The following is an 18,692-nucleotide window of genomic DNA, read 5'->3' as shown; positions in this document are numbered from 1 at the left end:
GCCGCAGGCACGCTGCCGGGCCCAAAACCCAAGAAGGTTCGGCGAAGCCGGGCCGCCGCGGGTGCGGGAGCCTTTGCTTGCCGCCTTTAGGTCAGGTCTTTGTAGCTGATCTCACGCGCATCAGCGCCCGGGCCAGTTTTTTCGCGGCGCACGATCAAACGGTTCAAGGCATGGATATAGGCCTTGGCTGAGGCCACGACCGTATCTGTGTTGGCCGATTGACCTGTGGCAATCATGCCGTCCTCTTCCAGTCGCACCGACACAGTGGCCTGCGCGTCAGTGCCTTCGGTCACAGCATGTACCTGATAGAGTTGCAGACGTGCTTGGTTTGGGTGAAGCACGCGGATCGCTTTGAATGTCGCGTCCACGGGGCCGTCGCCGTGCTCGGTCGCGATGACGTCTTTGCCGTCCACTTCCAGCTCGACCGTCGATTCCGCCTGACCGCCGGTGCCACAGGTGACCTTCATTGACACCAGCTGCAGGTGATCGTTGGCCTCATCATCATCCAGCGTCATCAGTGCGATGATGTCATCATCGAAGACTTCTTTCTTGCGGTCGGCCAAATCCTTGAACCGCACGAAGATATCCTTGAGCTGGTTGTCGCCCACCTCATAGCCCAGCGTTTCCAGCTTGTCGCGCAGCGCCGCCCGGCCAGAGTGTTTGCCCAACGGTAAAGAGGTCCCGGACAAGCCGATATCCTCGGGGCGCATGATCTCGAAGTTTTCGCGGTTCTTCAGCATGCCGTCCTGGTGAATACCACTTTCGTGCGCGAACGCGTTCTTACCGACGATGGCTTTGTTGAACTGCACGTTGAAGCCTGACACCGTCGCAACACGGCGCGAGATGTGCATGATCTTGGTTGTGTCGATGCCCGTTTTCCATGGCATGATGTCGTTACGGGTGCGCAGCGCCATCACGACCTCTTCCAATGCCGTATTCCCCGCGCGTTCTCCCAACCCGTTGATTGTGCATTCGATCTGACGTGCACCACCGGCCACGGCGGCCAGAGAGTTCGCTGTCGCCATGCCAAGGTCGTTGTGGCAATGGGTGGCGAAGACCACCTCACCTGCACCCGGCACCGTTTCGATCAGGCGTTTGATCAAGTCTGCGGATTCCAGCGGTGCGGTATAGCCAACCGTATCGGGAATGTTGATCGTGGTCGCGCCGGCCTTGATTGCAATCTCGATCACGCGGCACAGGTAGTCCCATTCCGTCCTGGTCGCGTCCATCGGTGACCATTGCACGTTTTCGCACAAGTTGCGCGCGTGGCTGACCGTCTCGTGGATTTTCTCGGCCATTTCGTCCTGGGTCAGGTTCGGAATGGCGCGATGCAGCGGAGAGGTGCCGATGAAGGTGTGAATCCGGTTCTGTTCGGCGTGCTTCACCGCCTCCCAACAGCGGTCGATATCGGCGAAGTTGGCACGGGCCAGACCGCAGATGCGGCTGTTTTTCGACCGTTGGGCGATCTCGGACACGGCCTTGAAGTCACCTTCGGAGGCGATGGGGAAACCGGCTTCGATAATGTCGACGCCCATTTCGTCCAGCAGCTCGGCTATCTCGAGCTTTTCGTCATGGGTCATGGTGGCGCCGGGGCTTTGCTCGCCGTCGCGCAAAGTGGTGTCAAAGATCAAGACGCGGTCTTGGTCGGTCACGTTGGTCATGGGAATCTCTTTCTTGTCTGTCCTAAAGCCATTGGCGCGCGGGCGTCCTCCTCTGAGCGGGCGCGCCGGATGGCACGCTCAGAGGCGGATTAGGATCAGTAGGCCACGCAGCGACGCACCGCGAAGGGCGGTGTCCGCAAAAGGGATATCTGCGCGGTTGATCATGGGCCGAGTTTATACAGCGCCAGCGCGGAATGAAAAGACCCATTTATCGCCTAACTTAAGCTGCGAACTATCTTTCCCCTCTATCTTGATCCTGCGGTGCGGACGGCTAGGTGGCTGATAATGGAAACAGCATTGATCATTGGGGCATCGGGGGGGATCGGTCAGGCGGTTTGTCAGCGTTTGACAGGGCAAGGGACGGTTGTGACCGCCTTGTCCCGTTCAAAAGACGGGTTTGATTTGACCGACCCTGAAAAGACCAATCGGACGCTGGATGAGATTTCGGGTCCTTTCGATCTGATATTTGTTGCCTCTGGCGCGTTGGAGATCAACGGGGCCGACCCTGAAAAGACTCTGCGCACTCTCTCGGCGCAGGCGATGATGGATCAGTTCGCATTGAATGCGGTTGGCCCGGCATTGATACTGCGCCATGCCGCACGCCTTTTACCTCGTGACCGTCGCGCCGTTTTTGCGGTGCTTTCGGCGCGGGTCGGTTCGATTGGGGATAACCGATTGGGAGGGTGGGTCAGTTATCGCGCATCCAAGGCGGCCGTTAATCAGATCGTGCATACCGGGGCGATTGAGCTGGCCCGAACGCACAAACATGCGATCTGCGTAGCCCTGCATCCCGGCACCGTCAAAACAGAGTTCACCCTGAAATACCTTGGCCGTCACCCGGCGGTCGCGCCGGATTCCGCCGCAGCAAATTTGCTGTCTGTAATGCAGCGACTGACCCAGCAAGATACGGGCGGATTTTATGATTGGGCGGGAAAACCCGTGCCTTGGTAGACGGCTTAACTCAGCCGTCTGAACTGCCGGTTTCGGCTGGGGTGGTTTCGGGTGCCGCTTCTGGCTCTGTTTGGTCTGGCGTTGCAAGAGCGTCGTTTTCCCAGACACCGGACTCCTCTTCGCCATTGGCATAGCGCATTGTGCCATCCCCATGGCGCTTGTTGTCCAGGAATCCGCCTTCATAAACATCGCCGGTCGCGAAAGTTGCAATACCGTTTCCGCTGATCTTACCCGCGACCCAATCACCGGTGTAGGTGTAGCCGCTTGGCATTGTGATGGTTCCTTTGCCCTGACGCTGGCCATTCACAAAATCACCTTCATAGACTGTGCCGTCGGGAAATTTGGCTTTGCCCTTACCTTGTCGAACCCCTTCGGCCCATCCCCCTTCATAGCGGTAGCCATTGGCAAATGTAAGAACACCAGTGCCGTGGCTGACCCCGTTTTGGAACTGCCCGGTGTAGACGACACCGTTTGGGTAAGTCGCTTTGCCGTTGCCTTCGAATACTCCGGCAATCCACTCTCCGTCGTATATGATCCCGTCAGAGAACGTATGCATACCTTTGCCGTGTGGTAAGTCGGCGCTGAAATCGCCGATATAGGTCGAGCCATCGGGGTAGGTCAGTTCGCCAAAGCCTTCGATCTGGCCGTCCTGCCACTCGCCGGTATAGTCGAACCCATCGGTGCCCAGAAAACGCCCTTTGCCGTGGCGGCGGTCGTCGGAGTATTCCCCCTGATACGTCGCGCCGTTGGCATAGGTGGCCTTGCCTTGCCCCTGACGGCGCCAGTTCATCAGGTCGCCTTCGTACAGGTCACCATTTGCCTGCAGTAACCGGCCCTTGCCGGTGGCCTGATCGTTGACCCATGCACCAGTATATACCTGGCCGTCCGGGGATGTGTGGGTCCCTTGCCCGTGACGTTGGCCGTCCAGAATGTCGCCTTCGTACACGCCGCCTTTGGTATAGGTGATCTTGCCTTCGCCTTGTTTGACGCCGTCAACCCAATCACCGTCATAGCTGTACCCGCTGGGGTCGGTTAGCATGCCCTTGCCGTGATGCAGCGCGTTCCGAAAACCACCTTCATACTGTGCGCCGTTTGCGTAGCTCACCACGCCCTGGCCGTTTATAGTGCCTCCGGACCATTCGCCGTCATAGGTGCCGCCATCGGGATAAATGATTTTTCCTCGCCCTTCGGGTTGGCCTTTGACAAAATCGCCTTGATAGACCGAGCCATTGGCATAGCGCGCAACGCCTTTGCCCTGAATTTCACCCTCGAACCATTCGCCCTCGTATTCGAAACCATCTGGCAGGCGATAGGTTCCCGTCCCGTGCCGCAGGCCGTTTTCGAACGTACCCTCGTACACGCCGCCAACTTCGTCATCGGCCACAATTACATCGCCACTTTGCGCGGCGGCACCTGCAGCGATAAGAGCCATTGCTGAAGCGGCTATGGAAATGCGGAAAGCGTTCATGTTCAGTCCTGCCTGCCCGGAATTCATCTTTTGGCGCAAAACTACGGTACCCTTGGGGGTAGGGCAACGGGTTTTGCCGCATTTGCCTTTCACTCGCGCAACGATCTGCTAAATGGCATTAAGACTGACGAGGGCAAGAGGGCACAATGGCCGACCGTTTCCGCATCACGCTTGCGCAACTCAACCCCACTGTGGGGGATATTGAAGGTAATGCCGGTAAGGCATTGACTGTGTGGCAGCAGGCGCGCGATGCCGGTGCCGATCTGGTGGCGTTCCCCGAGATGTTCATCACCGGCTACAACACGCAGGATCTGGTGATGAAACCGGCGTTTCATCAGGCGGCCATGACCAAGATTGAAGATCTGGCGGCGCTGTGTGCTGATGGTCCGGCGGTTGCGATCGGTGGACCGTGGGTCGAAGGCGGTCGTTTATACAACGCTTACCTGATCCTGAAAGGCGGTCGAGTCAGCAGCAAGGCGTTGAAGCACCACCTGCCCAACGAGACCGTTTTCGACGAGGTGCGCCTATATGATGCCGGGCCATTGGGCGGGCCTTACTCGGTTGGCAATACGCGCATCGGCAGCCCCATCTGCGAGGATAGCTGGCACCCTGATGTGGCCGAAACGCTTGAAGAGACCGGAGCCGAGTTCCTGCTGATCCCCAACGGCTCGCCCTATTTCCGCAACAAATACGATGTGCGCCTGAACCACATGGTCGCCCGTGTGGTCGAGACGGGCCTGCCGCTGATCTATCTGAACATGGTCGGCGGTCAGGACGATCAGGTGTTCGACGGGGCCACGTTTGGTCTGAATCCGGGCGGGGAACTGGCTTTTCGGATGCCGGTTTTTGATGAGGCTGTGAGCCACGTTGATCTGGAGCGCGGTGATGACGGTTGGCGTATCGCGCCCGCCGAGATCGTGCCCCAACCGGACGATTGGGAGCAGGATTATCGCGCGATGGTGCAATCGCTGCGCGACTACATGGGAAAGACCGGTTTTAAAAAGGCTCTGCTGGGTCTGTCGGGCGGGGTTGATTCCGCGTTGGTCGCTACTATTGCGGTCGATGCCATCGGGGCCGAGAACGTGCGCTGTGTGATGCTGCCGTCGGAATACACCAGCCAGGGTTCACGGGACGACGCCGAGGCCGTGGCCAAGGCGCTGGGCGTTCACTATGACTATGTGCCGATCTCGGGCAGCCGGACTGCGGTGACCGAAACTCTGGCGCGGTTGTTCGACGGGCGAGAGGCTGACCTGACCGAAGAGAACATCCAGTCCCGCCTGCGCGGTTTGCTGTTGATGGCGATCTCGAACAAGTTTGGCGAAATGTTGCTGACAACCGGCAACAAATCCGAAGTCGCAGTGGGCTATGCTACCATTTATGGCGATATGAATGGCGGCTACAACCCGATCAAGGATTTGTATAAGACACGAGTGTTCGAGACCTGCCGCTGGCGCAATGCCAATCACCGCGACTGGATGATGGGCCCCGAGGGCGAAGTGATCCGCCCGTCCGTCATCGACAAGCCCCCCAGCGCCGAACTGCGCGAAGATCAGAAAGACAGTGACAGCCTGCCGGATTACCCGGTTTTGGATGCGATTCTGGATATTCTGGTCGATCAGGATGGATCGATTGCCGATTGTGTCACCGCTGGTTTTGATGAAGCTGATGCGCGGCGGGTAGAACATCTGATCTATATCAGCGAATACAAACGCTTTCAGTCCGCCCCCGGAACGCGCCTGACCAGTCGGGCGTTCTGGTTGGATCGCAGATACCCGATCGTGAACCGTTGGCGAGATCGCGGTTGACGCAGACTGGATTCGTCCGCGCTGCCCTCGCGTTTCTCACTTTGGGTTAGTGTTATCGATTTTCAATTATCGTTTCCGCCTTGTTAACTGTGCGTTAATTTTTGCGCCGGCGATCAACTGACGCCTTGAAAAAGCGACATTTTTTTGCCACATTTTAGCTTAGTTGATGCCCCACATGGGGCGGCGCGCCACATTTGAGTTGGTTGTCAGGCAGGTGGTCAGGTGCCGAAACCACGTATGTGACGCGCAAGTGGTTAAATGTCTGAGTTAACGATTTGGTGTTACGATGTACGAGGAATATGACAAACCTCTCCACCCGCCGCTGAAATACAAGTCAATGGAGTCAGCGGGCTGTGTTCTGGATGAAACCAAGCTCGATTCTGCGATTGCCGATCTTTTGCAGGAAGAAGAGCGGGAAGAGCCTGAGCCTGCGGTAGGGCTGGAAGAGGCTCAAGCGATCTTCCCCAAACTGACTGAGCAAAAAGAAATCGATGAAGTGACCCGGCCACAGGACACGGGGCTTGCAGCGACATTGCGCCAAAAGTGGGCCGAATTGCGCGGCGCAGCCTGAGACGTGTCTGTTTTGGATTAAAGCGGTGCGAGTTTTCGCGCCGCTTTTTGCGTGCTGGCCACAGCTGAGAAAAACGTACGCTTTGCCAAATAACGCATGTTGCCAAAGCGCCAGCCCCGCGCCTTCATAGCGTTCTAAGACGTGAAGTATGAGCGGTAGATGCCCGGCCCCAAACCAACTCCCGTTGAGCCCGATTTGAACTTGCCGAAATCTGTTGATGTCGTTGTCATCGGTGGCGGCATCATCGGGGCATCGACGGCCTTGGAATTATCTGAGCGCGGTGCCTCTGTTCTTCTTTGTGAAAAGGGACAGATCGCGGGCGAACAAAGCTCTCGAAATTGGGGATGGGTACGCCTAGGTATGCGCGACCCTCGGGAAATTCCGCTTATGGTCGAGGCGTTGAACCTGTGGCAGGGCATGGATCAACGTATCGGGCGTCAGACCGGATACACCCGTTCAGGCATTTTGTTTGGTGCCTCGGGCAAGCGCAGCAGTGGTTATCTGAAACGCTGGCTGCGCCATGTGGACGGGTTTCAGGCCGGTGCAAAACTGGTAACCGGGGCTGAACTGAACGCTTTGTTGCCCGGCAACCACACGAGCTTTGAGTGCGCCCTTTACATGCCGCAGGACGGACGAGCTGAACCGCAATGGGCCGCGTCTGCGATTGCCGAAGCGGCGCGGGAAAGAGGCGTTGTTTTAATGACCAATTGCGCCGTTCGCAGTGTCGATGCCGAGAGCAGTCGTATCACAGGGGTCTTCACAGAGCGAGGTCGGGTGGCGTGCAACTACGTCGTGCTGGCCGGGGGTGCGTGGTCGCGTTTATTCGCCGGGAATGCAGGAATTGATCTGCCGCAGTTGAAGGTTCTGAACACAGTCCTTCGCACGTCTCCGGTTGAGGGGCCAGAGGCCGCGCTTTGGGCGAATGAATTCGCCATACGCAAACGCGCGGATGGGGGCTATACCATCGCGTGCGGTCATGAAAACACGGTTGATATTGTGCCTGACAGTCTTCGGCTGGCCCGACGTTTCCTGCCCGCGTTTGCTCAGGAATGGCGATCCCTGCGTTTTCGGCTGTCCAATCGCTGGCGCATTGAAGCGCAGCAGGATCAGAGCTGGTTGCCCACTGATGTGACACCGTTCGAACAGTGCCGTATTCTGGACCCCGAACCCTCGGCCAAGGCGCTGCGACGATCCTGGGCGCAGGCTCGCAAAGGTTTTCCGGTGCTAGAGCACGCCGAGATCGTTCAAAGCTGGGCAGGCATGATTGATGTGACGCCAGACGCGGTGCCTGTGATCTCGGGGGTTGAGAGTATGGCGGGTATGTATATTGCCACGGGGTTTTCCGGCCATGGGTTCGGCATCGGCCCAGCAGCGGGCCGTCTGATGGCAGACCTCGTTGCGGAAACCACGCCTTGCGTCGATCCGGCCGCATTTCGCCTGTCCCGTTTCACGGATGGCTCAAAGGTACGGCCGGACCCCGGATACTGAAAGCTCAGCCCATCATCTGATAGCTGACCGGGACAAAACGGAAGCCGTCTCCGCGGGTCTCGACGAAACCTGCCGCCGGGAACGGCATGTGATAGCCAACCATCGGCACCTTGTCTGCGGCCAGCATTCCAAGCACGTTGCGGCGCGACGCGGTGGCGGCTTCTTTGTCCATGTCAAACTTGAATCCCCATTCGGGGTGGGCGAACGACCAGACATAGTGATTGGCCAAATCTGCGGTCAGAACCAATCGCTGGCCGTTGCTCTCCAGATGATACACTGTGTGGCCCGGCGTATGACCAAAGGCTGATACAGCGGTGATACCCGAGGCCACCGCGCCACCGTCTTCAATGAAGGTCATTTTTTCGGCCTGCGGAGTGACCTTTGCACCAACGATATCGCCGACCCGGTTGCCGGCCTCTTGCGCGGCCCAGAAATCATATTCGGACGGGGCGGTAACATAGCGTGCGTTGGGGAACGTCGGCGCGTCGTTTGTGGTCATGCCGCCGATATGGTCAGGGTGCATATGGGTGATGACAACAACATTGATCTGGTCAGGGCTGACCCCCGCGTCTGCCAGCGCAGCCTGAGTCCCACCCTGACCAAGGCCAGTGTCGAACAATACAAGTTCCGTCCCGGTGTTGACCAGCGTCGGCGTGAAGGCCAGCTGCGCATTCGTCGGTGAAATAAAATTCTCGTCCGAGACCCGAGCAAACTCCTCATCCGGCACGTCGCTGCCAAACATCTCTTTGACGTCGTCGCGCGGTGCGCTGCCATCCAGCAACGTGGTGACAGTGAAGTCGCCCAATGAGAACGATTTGGCAATCGTGGAGTTCGCCTTGGTTTCGGTTCCTGCGGCCAATAGCGGTGTTGCGGCTGCGGCAAATGGCAAAGCTGCCGCGGAACCCAGTGCCGCGCGGCGTGTGAGTTTGATGGTCATTGTGGTTCTCCCTGTCAGAACACCTTTGGAATGAATTAGTTCGGTGCGAGTCTCTTGCCAGTTTATTCCGCATAGATATGGGCTGCGTGGATGAACAATGCGTGTTAATTTTTGTTTATGCCACGATCTGAGAACAAGACAGTTCCAACGGGCCAGAGTGTCGAGAGCTTTCTGTCGGGGGTACAGCCACCCGGAAAGGCCAAGGATGCGCGAACGCTCGATGCGCTTTTTCGTGCGACGACGGGGTTTGAACCGGTCATGTGGGGCGCGTCGATGGTTGGTTATGGTCGGTATCACTATCGCTATAAATCGGGGCGAGAGGGCGATTTTCTGGCCACCGGGTTTTCCCCGCGCAAGGCGGTGTTTTCGATCTATATCATGCCCGGCTACGCGGATTTCGGCGATATCCTGTCCCGTCTGGGTAAGCACAAGCTCGGTAAATCCTGTCTCTATGTGAACAAGCTGGCGGATATTGATCTGGAGGTTCTGGCCGAACTGATCCGCGCCGGGCTTGAGGATCTTGATCTGCTCTGGCCGGTCGAACCGACCTGAACGGCTCTGCTGGACAAAACGTCCATCCTGTGACATGAGCCGCGCCAACAGGAGAACTCCATGACCACCACCCGTTTTGCCCCGTCGCCCACCGGTTACATCCATGTGGGCAACCTGCGTACCGCCCTGATGAACTATCTGATCGCCCGCAAGGCTGGCGGCACGTTCATTCTGCGCATCGACGATACCGATCCCGAGCGGTCGAAAGAAGAATATGTCGATGCCATCAAGCAGGATCTGGACTGGCTGGGTCTGCACTGGGACCGGGTCGAGCGCCAATCGGACCGTCTGGACCGCTATGCCGAAGCCGCCGACAAACTGCGCGAAATGGGCCGCTTCTATGAGGCTTTTGAGACGCCGACCGAGTTGGACCTAAAGCGTAAGAAGCAACTGAATATGGGTAAGCCGCCGGTCTATGACCGCGCAGCTCTGAACCTGTCGGATGCCGAGAAAGAGGCTCTGCGTGCCGAGCGTGGCAATGGCGTCTGGCGGTTCAAGCTGGATCACGAGCGGATCGAATGGACAGATGGCATTCTGGGCGACATCTCGATTGATGCGGCCTCAGTCTCTGATCCGGTGCTGATCCGCGGCGACGGTCAGGTTCTTTATACGATTGCCTCGGTGGTGGATGACACTGAGATGGGTGTGACGGACGTTGTGCGCGGCTCGGACCACGTGACCAACACCGCAACCCAGATTCAGATCATCGAGGCGCTGGGTGGGAACTGCCCACGCTTCGCACATCATTCACTGCTGACCGGTCCGCAGGGTGAGGCATTGTCGAAACGTCTGGGTACGCTGGCCTTGCGCGACTTACGCGAACAGGGCGTGCAGCCAATGGCGCTGCTGAGCCTGATGGCACGTCTTGGGTCGTCTGATCCGGTCGAACTGCGCTCGGACATAGCTGAACTGATCGAGGGGTTCGATGTGAACCGTTTCGGCGCGGCTCCGACCAAGTTCGATGTGCAGGACCTGTTCCCACTGACCGCCAAACACCTGCAGTCGCTGCCTCTGGCTGACGTTTCAGCTGCCGTGGCGGAGGTGGGTGTTCCAAACGAGTTGGCCGAGCCATTTTGGGCGATGGCGCGTGAAAACATCACCACTTTGGGTGACCTCAAAGGTTGGTGGGAGCTGTGCCGCGATGGGGCTGAGCCTCTGATTGCAGATGAAGATCGTGAGTTCATCGCTGAGGCCGTCGCTTTGCTGCCCGAAGGCCCGTTTGATGGCGAGACTTGGGGCAACTGGACCAAAGCTGTGAAAGAGGCCACGGGACGCAAGGGTAAGGGCTTGTTCATGCCGCTGCGCAAGGCGCTGACTGGCATGGAGCGGGGGCCGGAAATGGCGGCGCTGTTGCCGCTGCTACAAGTCATCCGCGCGCGCGGTTGAGGGAACGCGCCTTGCGGCGCGCGCCTTCGGCGAGAATATTTGGGAAAAGATGAAGGGGTGGGGCTGTGCTTCTGCCCCTTTGTTTTAGGCGGGTTGAACGATTTTGGCAGCAAGTCGTTGCAAGCGATCGTCAACGAAGCCGGTCTCGGCTGGCTTCAGCTGTTGGTGGCGTGGGTAGCGCGGCTCGGCGCGATCGTTCAGGATCGGGGCGTCCCACCCTTCTGTCGTTTCGAAGAACCGATCTGCGCCTTCTTCGCCAAAGGCGCGCAGATACCCTTGTACGACCACGTCGATATAACTCAGTAGCAAAGGGTGGCGGTTGTTGGGTTCGGTGTGTCTGCCATGAGGCACTGCATAGACAGCGATTTCGACCTCGTGGGTCAGAGGATGCGTAATCGCGTGTGTTGCCGCGACACGGTCATAAGCCCATTCCCGTTCATCCAGCGCTGCCCAGTCGTTTTTGGGGACATGGGCGATCATGCCATCGATCTCGCAATCGCGGTCGGGCACCGCAGTCAGAAAGGCCACCGGGCGTAAATCGGTGTGCCGCCAGGCGCGCCGCCAACCTTTCAGCCGGGCCGGGTGAGGATCGGGGAAATCATGGGTCGAGAGGTTCACAAGGCTGCCATAGCCAAAGAAATAGGGGTCAGCCATGGGGTCCATGTCCTTTTCAAGCGATTGATGTATGTCAAACAGCTTTTTTTTCAGACATGCAATAAGACTGCATCTTGAAATTTGGGAGGCCATCATGCGGATTACCAAACGGACAAACATAGCGGTGCGCCTGTTGATGTATTGCGCCGCTCATCAGGATCGGTTGGTGACAAAGGCCGAGATCGCAGATGTTTGCAATATCTCGGAAAACCACTTGGCGCAGGTGATCAATCAGCTGAGTCAGCTGAATTACCTGAGCACCCAGCGGGGCCGCAATGGTGGTATGTCGCTGGCGCGCCCGGCAGATCAGATCCGCATCGGGTCCGTCTTTCGCCATGTCGAAGGCAATTTGCCGATTGCTGAATGCTTTGCTGATGCGGACAACACCTGCCCATTGACGGATGCGTGCCGTTTGCGCGTGGCTCTGCGCGACGCGGCTGAGGTGTTCTATGCCTCGCTGGACGAAATCACGCTGGACGCGTTGGTCTGCGACAACGATCGGCTTTTACAAATTTTGCAACCGGTGGCCTGCGTCCGCTAATCGGCGGCGCGCAGGATCCGGGCCGGGCGCACGGCGAGCGGGCGTAAGGCAAACGCAAGACCTGCGCCCAAAGTCACGAGGATTCCAGCAAGCACGATTCCCAGGGCCGAGGTCCAGATAACCGAAAAGCCGGTATCGAAGATGTATGTGGCCACGGCCCAACCTCCCAAGATACCTGTCATCAGAGCGACGCAGCCTGCCGCTGCGCCCAGAAGGATCGACCTTAGCGCAAAGCTCAGAAGGATGCGGCGACGGTCTGCACCCAGCGTTTTGAGGATTGCGGATTCATAGCGGCGTGCGGTTTCTCCGGCTGCGCCGGCCCCGATCAGAACAAGAAAGCCAGTTAGCAGGGAAACGCCGGCACCGTAGGAGGTCGCCGCCGCAAGGCCGGCCAGCAGGCCCGAGACACGATCAATCGCGTCGCGCACGCGGATGGCGGTGATGTTCGGGAATTGCCCGGCCAAATCGCGCAGAATGGCGGCCTCGGCCTGCTCTTCGGCATAGACAGTGGCGATGAAACTGTGAGGAGCTCCGGCCAGAGCCGACGGGTTCATCGACATGATGAACCCCATACCTGCAGTCGAAAAGTCGACCTCGCGCAGGGACGTGATTTCGGCACTGATGTCGCGTCCCAGAATGTTCACCGTCAATTCGTCGCCCAAGGCGAGGCCCATTTCTTCGGCTTCTTCGGCTGAGAAGCTGACTTGTGGCGTGCCCGAGTAGTCCTCGGCCCACCATTCGCCCGCCGTGATGCGCGCGTTTTCGGGCAGTTTGGCGGAATAGGTCACCCCTCGGTCACCGTCCAGAACCCAGTGATCCCCGGCCACCTCGCGGGCGGGCTGGCCGTTGATCTGCGTGATGATACCGCGCAGCATTGGGGCGCTTTCGATGCGGCTTACGGCGGGGTCGGATTCCAGTCGTCGGGTAAAGCCGGGCATCTGGTCTTTCTGGATGTCGACAAAGAAGTACGATGGTGCCACGTCCGGCAGGTTGCCGGATATCGCGTTGCGTAATGTTCCGTCGATTTGACCGACTGCGGCCAGAACGGACAACCCAAGGCCAAGTGACAAGACGACCGAAGCCGCTCCTTCACGCGGATCCGAAATGGCCGACAAGGCCCAACGCAAGGCCGGGCGGCCGCGCGCCGATTTGGCGCTGGCACGGGCCAGCTTGCGGACCGCAAGGGCGGACAGCGCAAGGAGCAGAAGCGCGCCAACCAGCCCCCCGCTGGTCCAGAGCGTTAAGCGGGCCGAGCCGCTGAACCACGCCGCTGACGCGATCAATGTGGCCAGTCCAATGCCCGTTGCCACGATGAACACCGCGCGCGGAAAGGAACGGGCCGAGGACAACGCATCACGGAACAGTGTCGCGGCGCGGACCTCTTCGGTGCGGGCAAGGGGCCATAAGGTAAATAGAAATGCGGTTAGGGCACCATACAGCGCGGCCTCGGCCAGAGGACGGGGATAGAGGGAAAAGACCGCCGGGACAGGTAGTTGCGCCTCGATCAACGGGGCCAAAAGCAGCGGTAGCAGACCGCCCAAGGCAATGCCCAGAGCAATGCCGATCCCCGACAGAATCCCAACCTGGATCATGTAGGTTTGAAAAATCGTTGCCCGGTCTGCTCCCAGAGTCCGCAATGTAGCGATGGTTTCCGTCTTTTGCGCCAAGTAAGCACGAACCGCAGCCGACACGCCAATACCGCCAACAGCTAGACCGGACAGGCCGACCAGAACCAGAAACGCGCTGAGGCGTGCAACAAATTCCGCGATCCCCGGCGCACCATTGCGGGCATCGGTCCAACGCATGCCAGTACCGTCGAAACTTTGCCGTGCGGTTTCGGACAGTTTGGCGAGATCGGTGTCCGGCGGCAAGTTCAGCCGGTACTTGGTCGAAAACAACGTCCCCGGCGCCAGCAGACCCGAATCCAGCAGGTCCTTTGTGCGGACCAGAGTGCGCGGCCCCAGCGCAAATCCATCGGCGGCCCCATCGGGTTCGTGGATGAGGGCAGCCGTCAGGACAAAGTCCTGCGCTCCAAGGCTAAAATTGTCTCCGACGGACAGGCCCATACGATCCATAAGTACGGGGTCCATAACTGCACCCGGCAGGCCCTGCTGGCCATCCAACGCAGTTGACAAAGATTGCTCAGGTTCCAACTGAGGCGTTCCCAGCAATGGGTATGCTGTATCCACGGCCTTCACTTGTGTCAGCGCGCGTTGGGTTTCATCGCCGTCCCGCACAACTGCCATCGAGCGAAAATCGACCACTTCGGACACATCTGTCGCGGCCTTTTGCATCCACTCGCGTTCGTCATCACTGGCGAAACGGTAAGTGAATTCCAACTGGGCATCTCCGCCCAGCAAGGCCGCGCCTTCCTGGGTCAGTCCAGTCTGAATGGCCTGACGAACGGACCCGACGGCGGCAATAGCTGCCACACCCAGCGCAAGACACGCGATGAAAACACGAAAACCGCGCACGCCGCCACGCAGTTCCCGGCGTGCCAGACGCCCGGCCAGCCGTAGGCTCATTCCGCTGCCTCTTGCTGTATGTCGTCTGCGATCGTCCCATCGCGCAACCGCACCACCCGATCGCATTTGCGGGCCAGACTGTGGCTATGCGTCACCAGAACCAGCGTTGCGCCATGCCGGTCGCGCAGGTCAAACAACAGGTCTACGATGGCCGCCCCGGTTGCTTCGTCCAGATTCCCTGTGGGTTCGTCCGCCAGCAGGATCTGAGGTCGCGGGGCCGAGGCCCGCGCCAGTGCAACGCGCTGCTGCTCACCACCAGACAATTGCGCCGGATAGTGATCCCGGCGATGCGAAAGGCCGACCGCGTCCAATTCGGCCTCAGCCCGGTCAAACGCATCGCGGTGCCCGGCCAGTTCCAGCGGCGTGGCCACGTTTTCCAGTGCGGTCATTGTCGGGATCAAATGGAAATTCTGAAACACCACGCCCATCGTGTCACGCCTGAACCGGGCCAGCGTGTATTCGTCCAAATCCGTAAGATTCTGGCCCAAAGCAGCAATCTCACCCGCTGTTGCCTGCTCTAACCCGCCCATCAGCATCAGCAACGAGGATTTGCCCGAGCCGGACGGGCCGACCAGCCCCAGCGTTTCGCCTTTGGTTACTGTCAGAGTAATGTCGTGCAGGATATTCACTCGCCCGGCATTGCCATCCAGCGACAAAGCGGCATTTTGGAGTGAAAGAACAGGTGTCGTCATAGGTCTTTCCAAACGAGGGTATTCAGTTGGGATATGGAGCGGTTCTGATTTTACGCAAGGCTTTGATGTCGGTGCTGTTTATCTGCTGCGGCTTTGCGGCCACAGCAGAGCAGGTGGTGATCGCTGCTTTGGGGGACTCGCTGACGCAGGGCTATGGCTTGCCCGAGCAGGATGGCTTTGTGCCGCAGTTGGGGCGGTGGCTGCAAGAGCAAGGCGCGGATGTGCGTCTGATCAATGCGGGTGTGTCGGGCGACACCACGGCGGGCGGTGCTGCGCGGGTGGACTGGACGCTGACGCCGGATGTGGACGGTTTGATCGTGGCGCTGGGCGGCAATGATCTTTTGCGGGGGATCGACCCGGCGGTATCGCGTGCCAATCTGGAAGCGATTGTCCGGACGGCGGATTCTTCGGGGGTTAACGTTCTGCTAATCGGGATGCAGGCACCGGGCAATTACGGGGCCGATTATAAAGCCGCCTTTGATGCCATCTATCCCGAATTGGCGCAGCAGTATGAGACTCTTTATGCGAAAAGCTTCTTCGAAGGACTGACGACCGATGACGACCCGAATGCGGTCGCGGCCTTCATGCAGCCGGATGGCATTCACCCCAATGCCAAAGGTGTCTCGCTTATTGTCGGGGCTTTGGGGCCAAAGGTTCTGGAACTGGTCGATGAGGTCGCAAAGCAGGAGTAAGACATGCCGGGGCGGTTCTTTCTGACGCGACCCATCTTTGAAATCGCTGACTTGTTTGGTGTTTCACGAGACATGCCTGAACAACCTCCTCGGCGAAACATCCAGCCGGGGCAAGAGATGCTGGTCCTGACCCAAGCCCGGCTGGTGCCGATGCGCTGGGGGATGATCCCTGTCGGTCGGGTGAACGCACGCGGCCGTCCGGTGATGGAGACCATCATCAACGCCCGATCCGAGACTGTGTTCGACAAAACAGCTTTTGAGGGCGTCGGACGCGCGGTTGTTCCCGTGGACGGGCGGTATGAATGGACAGGAAAAAAACGCAACAAGACTGCGTGGCGCATCTCATCCGCTGACGGAGCCCCGCTGTGCTTCGCCGCGATCACCGACACCTGGCAAGCACCGGGCGGTTTGCAGGTGGATCAGTTTGCCACTGTCACGTGTGAGCCCAATGGCGACGTGAAACACATACATCACAGGATGGGCGTTCTGTTGAACCCTTCAGACGTCGACACGTGGCTAAACGGTTCGGAAGATCAGGCCAAAAGGCTGACGCAGCCGTGGCCCGACGGATTGCTGCATATCGAAGAGGCAACAGACGTGGACTGGTCCGCGCCCTGACTGGCCAATCAGACCACGGTCACGACTGTGCCGATTGGTACCCGTTCATACAGGTCGATCACATGCGCGTTCAGCATTCGGATGCACCCGTTTGACGCCGCATGCCCGATGGTTTGCGGCTGCGTGGTCCCGTGAATACGGAAATAGGTATCGACACCGTTCTGGAACAGATACAGCGCCCGTGCACCCAGCGGGTTATCGTTGCCACCGGGTTGGACATAGTCATTGTCCTTGAAACGGGAGTAGGTGATCGGCTCGCGCTCGATCATCTCATCGGTTGGACGCCAGGTCGGCCATTCTTTCTTGACGTCGATGGTGGCGGTTCCAGTGAACTCAAGCCCGGCCTTGCCGACACCGCAGCCATAGCGGATCGCCTTGCGCGGCTCGGTCACATAATAAAGGTAGAAGGACCGGGGCACGACCAGCAGCTGGCCCGGCTGGAACTCTTTCTTGACCCGCACGAATTGCGGCGTGGGATCGTATTCGACAGTTTTTTTCTTTGCCAACGCAACGCCGGGCGCAAGGCTGGCGGCGGCGGCGGTTGCGGTCAGGAATGTACGGCGCGTGAACATGGCAGCTCTCTTCAACGAAACAGTAAAAACTTAACTCTAATGTCGGAATGATAGCCGATTTGGTCAATCGCTGGGCAGATATAACAAAAGTTTGATGTTATCGCCGGGCCACACTTTTGGGCCGGGCTTGGGCGCGGTTTCGGGGCGCGGGAAAGAAAAGGGCCAAGGAATGCTTGGCCCTTTCAGTGGCTTACGCTAGCTGAATGTCCGACGCGCTTTCGCGACCGTCACGACCAGAGCGCAGCTCGTATGTGACTTTCTGGTTGTCGGCCAGACCGGTCAGGCCCGAACGCTCGACAGCCGAGATGTGTACGAAGATGTCTTTGCCGCCATCTTCGGGTGCAATAAAGCCGTAGCCTTTGGTGGTGTTGAACCATTTTACGGTGCCTGCGGGCATATCCGTGTCTCCTGTTTGGTGCTGCCCACGTGGATGCGGCAGCCTGGCGTCGTAGTCTGGATCGAGTGACTGAGCGCCGTAAAAGGAGACAGTAGGTCGAAATAGAAAAACGTTAGCCCCTTGGATATGGCATCGGGGTGGGGATGTGGCAAGGGTGGAGTTTCACGACATAGCCGTGTTCAGACCTCTATAGCTACCAATTACTAAAGTCGGTTAAACTGTGAACCTGTTCGACAGAGATTTTATCTTCCGGTTTTGGAGACAGTGTTTCACGCCAAAACTGCTCTGCTTGCTCCTGTGTTCTGCTTCCTGATCGACACACTACCCGAACCTCGGTTGCATCATTTGTGTTCGCCAAAAGCTCGTTGAGATGCAAATCGCCGCCTCCGTAGCCGAACAGCGTCACATGCATTGGTTTTGCGAGAATCTTGGTCAGTTCTCTCCAGTATTCAGTCAATATTTGTGAGTTGGATATTACCGCTGGTTTAGATTTTGCGTTGGTGAGCACTAGATGTACGCTATTATTGCCAACATAATTAGATAGTTGAGAGCGCATGATTTTTCGTGGTGAACCGTTGCGATTAACAAAAAGCGGAGAGCCGTGCAGGTGTAAGAACCATCCTTCATTTGTTGGATCGTGAAATTGCCTATGCCGTTCAATATCGAAGTCACCGAAAAATCCATCTCTCAGCATGTGCTCCCGGAAGACATCCGTTTCAGTGAAGCACTCATAGAGAAGGTCATCATAGTTCAGTGTCGCAATGTGCGGGCGATCCGACCGCACAAATCCACGAAGTTGGCTGGCAAATGCGGGTGGTAGTCGTTTGTTCGAATTATGGAACTGACCCGCAGCGTGGTGAAAGTACTTTCGAATTGCGATAGGAAAGCGTTTCCCGTGGTCACTTAACCATCCCAGTTCCGGGGCGCCATCTCTGGTCTCAAATGTTTTGATCATATCGCAGGCATCGAGAATTTTCTGGAGATTCTCCAGTTGATCTTCCGATGTTGGGGCTTTTAGATCGCCTTCAATCAGATTATCATCCAGACAGTTGCAGATCAGTTGTTTTTGTTCTTCATCAAGAACGTTGTCATGAGCAGCCTCATCTGACTGGTCCAAATTGATTGTTAGTGCATCATCGGCGTGTGATCCATCGGGACGATGGTTTCAGGCGCTGGCGGGCG

General features: G+C 58.2%; 18 protein-coding genes. 9 read left to right on the top strand and 9 right to left on the bottom strand.

The window, feature by feature from the left end:
* Positions 1–86: 86 nt before the first annotated feature.
* The gene (locus ACR0LN_RS22865) at positions 87–1,661 is read right to left on the bottom strand and encodes a 2-isopropylmalate synthase (protein WP_480432988.1); all 1,575 of its coding nucleotides are present in this window, start codon (positions 1,659–1,661) and stop codon (positions 87–89) included.
* Between the two features lie 285 nt (positions 1,662–1,946).
* On the opposite strand from ACR0LN_RS22865, the gene ACR0LN_RS22860 reads away from it, so the two are divergent.
* On the top strand, positions 1,947–2,612 hold the full coding sequence (locus ACR0LN_RS22860; RefSeq protein ID WP_480432986.1) for an SDR family NAD(P)-dependent oxidoreductase: 666 nt from the start codon (positions 1,947–1,949) through the stop codon (positions 2,610–2,612).
* 10 nt (positions 2,613–2,622) lie between these two features.
* Here ACR0LN_RS22860 and ACR0LN_RS22855 read toward each other — a convergent pair whose 3' ends face one another.
* A complete protein-coding gene (locus tag ACR0LN_RS22855; protein ID WP_480432985.1) occupies positions 2,623–4,080 on the bottom strand; it encodes a 2-isopropylmalate synthase in 1,458 nt (485 codons plus the stop codon).
* Positions 4,081–4,226: 146 nt separating this feature from the next.
* On the opposite strand from ACR0LN_RS22855, the gene ACR0LN_RS22850 reads away from it, so the two are divergent.
* The 3 genes from ACR0LN_RS22850 (at position 4,227) to ACR0LN_RS22840 (ending at position 7,944) form a co-directional block, all read left to right on the top strand.
* Positions 4,227–5,885: an NAD+ synthase gene (locus ACR0LN_RS22850; protein WP_480432983.1), complete on the top strand. Its 1,659-nt coding sequence runs from the start codon at positions 4,227–4,229 to the stop codon at positions 5,883–5,885.
* 286 nt (positions 5,886–6,171) lie between these two features.
* Positions 6,172–6,456 carry a hypothetical protein gene (locus ACR0LN_RS22845; protein WP_480432982.1) on the top strand — a complete coding sequence of 95 codons (285 nt, stop codon included), beginning with the start codon at positions 6,172–6,174 and terminating at the stop codon, positions 6,454–6,456.
* Between the two features lie 159 nt (positions 6,457–6,615).
* Complete coding sequence (locus ACR0LN_RS22840) at positions 6,616–7,944, top strand: NAD(P)/FAD-dependent oxidoreductase (RefSeq protein ID WP_480432980.1); 1,329 nt, start codon at positions 6,616–6,618, stop codon at positions 7,942–7,944.
* 4 nt (positions 7,945–7,948) lie between these two features.
* Here ACR0LN_RS22840 and ACR0LN_RS22835 read toward each other — a convergent pair whose 3' ends face one another.
* Positions 7,949–8,881, bottom strand: coding sequence for an MBL fold metallo-hydrolase (locus tag ACR0LN_RS22835; RefSeq protein ID WP_480432978.1), 933 nt, complete (start codon positions 8,879–8,881; stop codon positions 7,949–7,951).
* 117 nt (positions 8,882–8,998) lie between these two features.
* Here ACR0LN_RS22835 and ACR0LN_RS22830 point away from each other — a divergent pair, with 117 nt between their 5' ends.
* Positions 8,999–9,433 carry a DUF1801 domain-containing protein gene (locus ACR0LN_RS22830; RefSeq protein WP_480432977.1) on the top strand — a complete coding sequence of 145 codons (435 nt, stop codon included), beginning with the start codon at positions 8,999–9,001 and terminating at the stop codon, positions 9,431–9,433.
* A 60-nt stretch (positions 9,434–9,493) separates the two neighbouring features.
* On the top strand, positions 9,494–10,819 hold the full coding sequence (gene gltX, locus ACR0LN_RS22825) for a glutamate--tRNA ligase (RefSeq protein ID WP_480432975.1): 1,326 nt from the start codon (positions 9,494–9,496) through the stop codon (positions 10,817–10,819).
* 84 nt (positions 10,820–10,903) lie between these two features.
* Here gltX and ACR0LN_RS22820 read toward each other — a convergent pair whose 3' ends face one another.
* The gene (locus ACR0LN_RS22820; protein ID WP_480432973.1) at positions 10,904–11,473 is read right to left on the bottom strand and encodes a gamma-glutamylcyclotransferase family protein; all 570 of its coding nucleotides are present in this window, start codon (positions 11,471–11,473) and stop codon (positions 10,904–10,906) included.
* Positions 11,474–11,567: 94 nt separating this feature from the next.
* Here ACR0LN_RS22820 and ACR0LN_RS22815 point away from each other — a divergent pair, with 94 nt between their 5' ends.
* Positions 11,568–12,014 (top strand): RrF2 family transcriptional regulator, encoded by a 447-nt coding sequence (locus ACR0LN_RS22815; protein WP_480432972.1) that lies wholly within the window; start codon positions 11,568–11,570, stop codon positions 12,012–12,014.
* Here the strand turns inward: ACR0LN_RS22815 and ACR0LN_RS22810 are convergent.
* Entirely contained in the window at positions 12,011–14,539 is a 2,529-nt protein-coding gene (locus ACR0LN_RS22810) for an ABC transporter permease (RefSeq protein WP_480432970.1), read from the bottom strand. The two genes, ACR0LN_RS22815 and ACR0LN_RS22810, sit on opposite strands and share 4 nt — an antisense overlap.
* Positions 14,536–15,231: an ABC transporter ATP-binding protein gene (locus ACR0LN_RS22805; protein ID WP_480432968.1), complete on the bottom strand. Its 696-nt coding sequence runs from the start codon at positions 15,229–15,231 to the stop codon at positions 14,536–14,538. Before ACR0LN_RS22805 ends, ACR0LN_RS22810 begins: the two co-directional genes overlap by 4 nt.
* Before the next feature lie 26 nt (positions 15,232–15,257).
* Between ACR0LN_RS22805 and ACR0LN_RS22800 the strand changes: the two genes are divergently transcribed.
* Positions 15,258–15,923 carry an arylesterase gene (locus ACR0LN_RS22800; RefSeq protein WP_480432967.1) on the top strand — a complete coding sequence of 222 codons (666 nt, stop codon included), beginning with the start codon at positions 15,258–15,260 and terminating at the stop codon, positions 15,921–15,923.
* 3 nt (positions 15,924–15,926) lie between these two features.
* Entirely contained in the window at positions 15,927–16,541 is a 615-nt protein-coding gene (locus ACR0LN_RS22795) for an SOS response-associated peptidase (RefSeq protein WP_480432965.1), read from the top strand.
* A gap of 8 nt (positions 16,542–16,549) precedes the next feature.
* On the opposite strand, the gene ACR0LN_RS22790 is transcribed toward ACR0LN_RS22795, so the two are convergent.
* The 3 genes from ACR0LN_RS22790 to ACR0LN_RS22780 form a co-directional block, all read right to left on the bottom strand.
* Entirely contained in the window at positions 16,550–17,113 is a 564-nt protein-coding gene (locus tag ACR0LN_RS22790; RefSeq protein ID WP_480432963.1) for a L,D-transpeptidase, read from the bottom strand.
* Positions 17,114–17,303: 190 nt separating this feature from the next.
* Positions 17,304–17,510 carry a cold-shock protein gene (locus tag ACR0LN_RS22785; RefSeq protein ID WP_480432961.1) on the bottom strand — a complete coding sequence of 69 codons (207 nt, stop codon included), beginning with the start codon at positions 17,508–17,510 and terminating at the stop codon, positions 17,304–17,306.
* 193 nt (positions 17,511–17,703) lie between these two features.
* Positions 17,704–18,627, bottom strand: a complete 924-nt coding sequence (locus ACR0LN_RS22780; protein ID WP_480432959.1) for a DUF4917 family protein — start codon at positions 18,625–18,627, stop codon at positions 17,704–17,706.
* Between the last annotated feature and the right edge of the window lie 65 nt (positions 18,628–18,692).

The organism is Ruegeria sp. AA6 (genome assembly GCF_056542865.1).
This window is presented reverse-complemented; position numbering and strand designations above follow the sequence as displayed.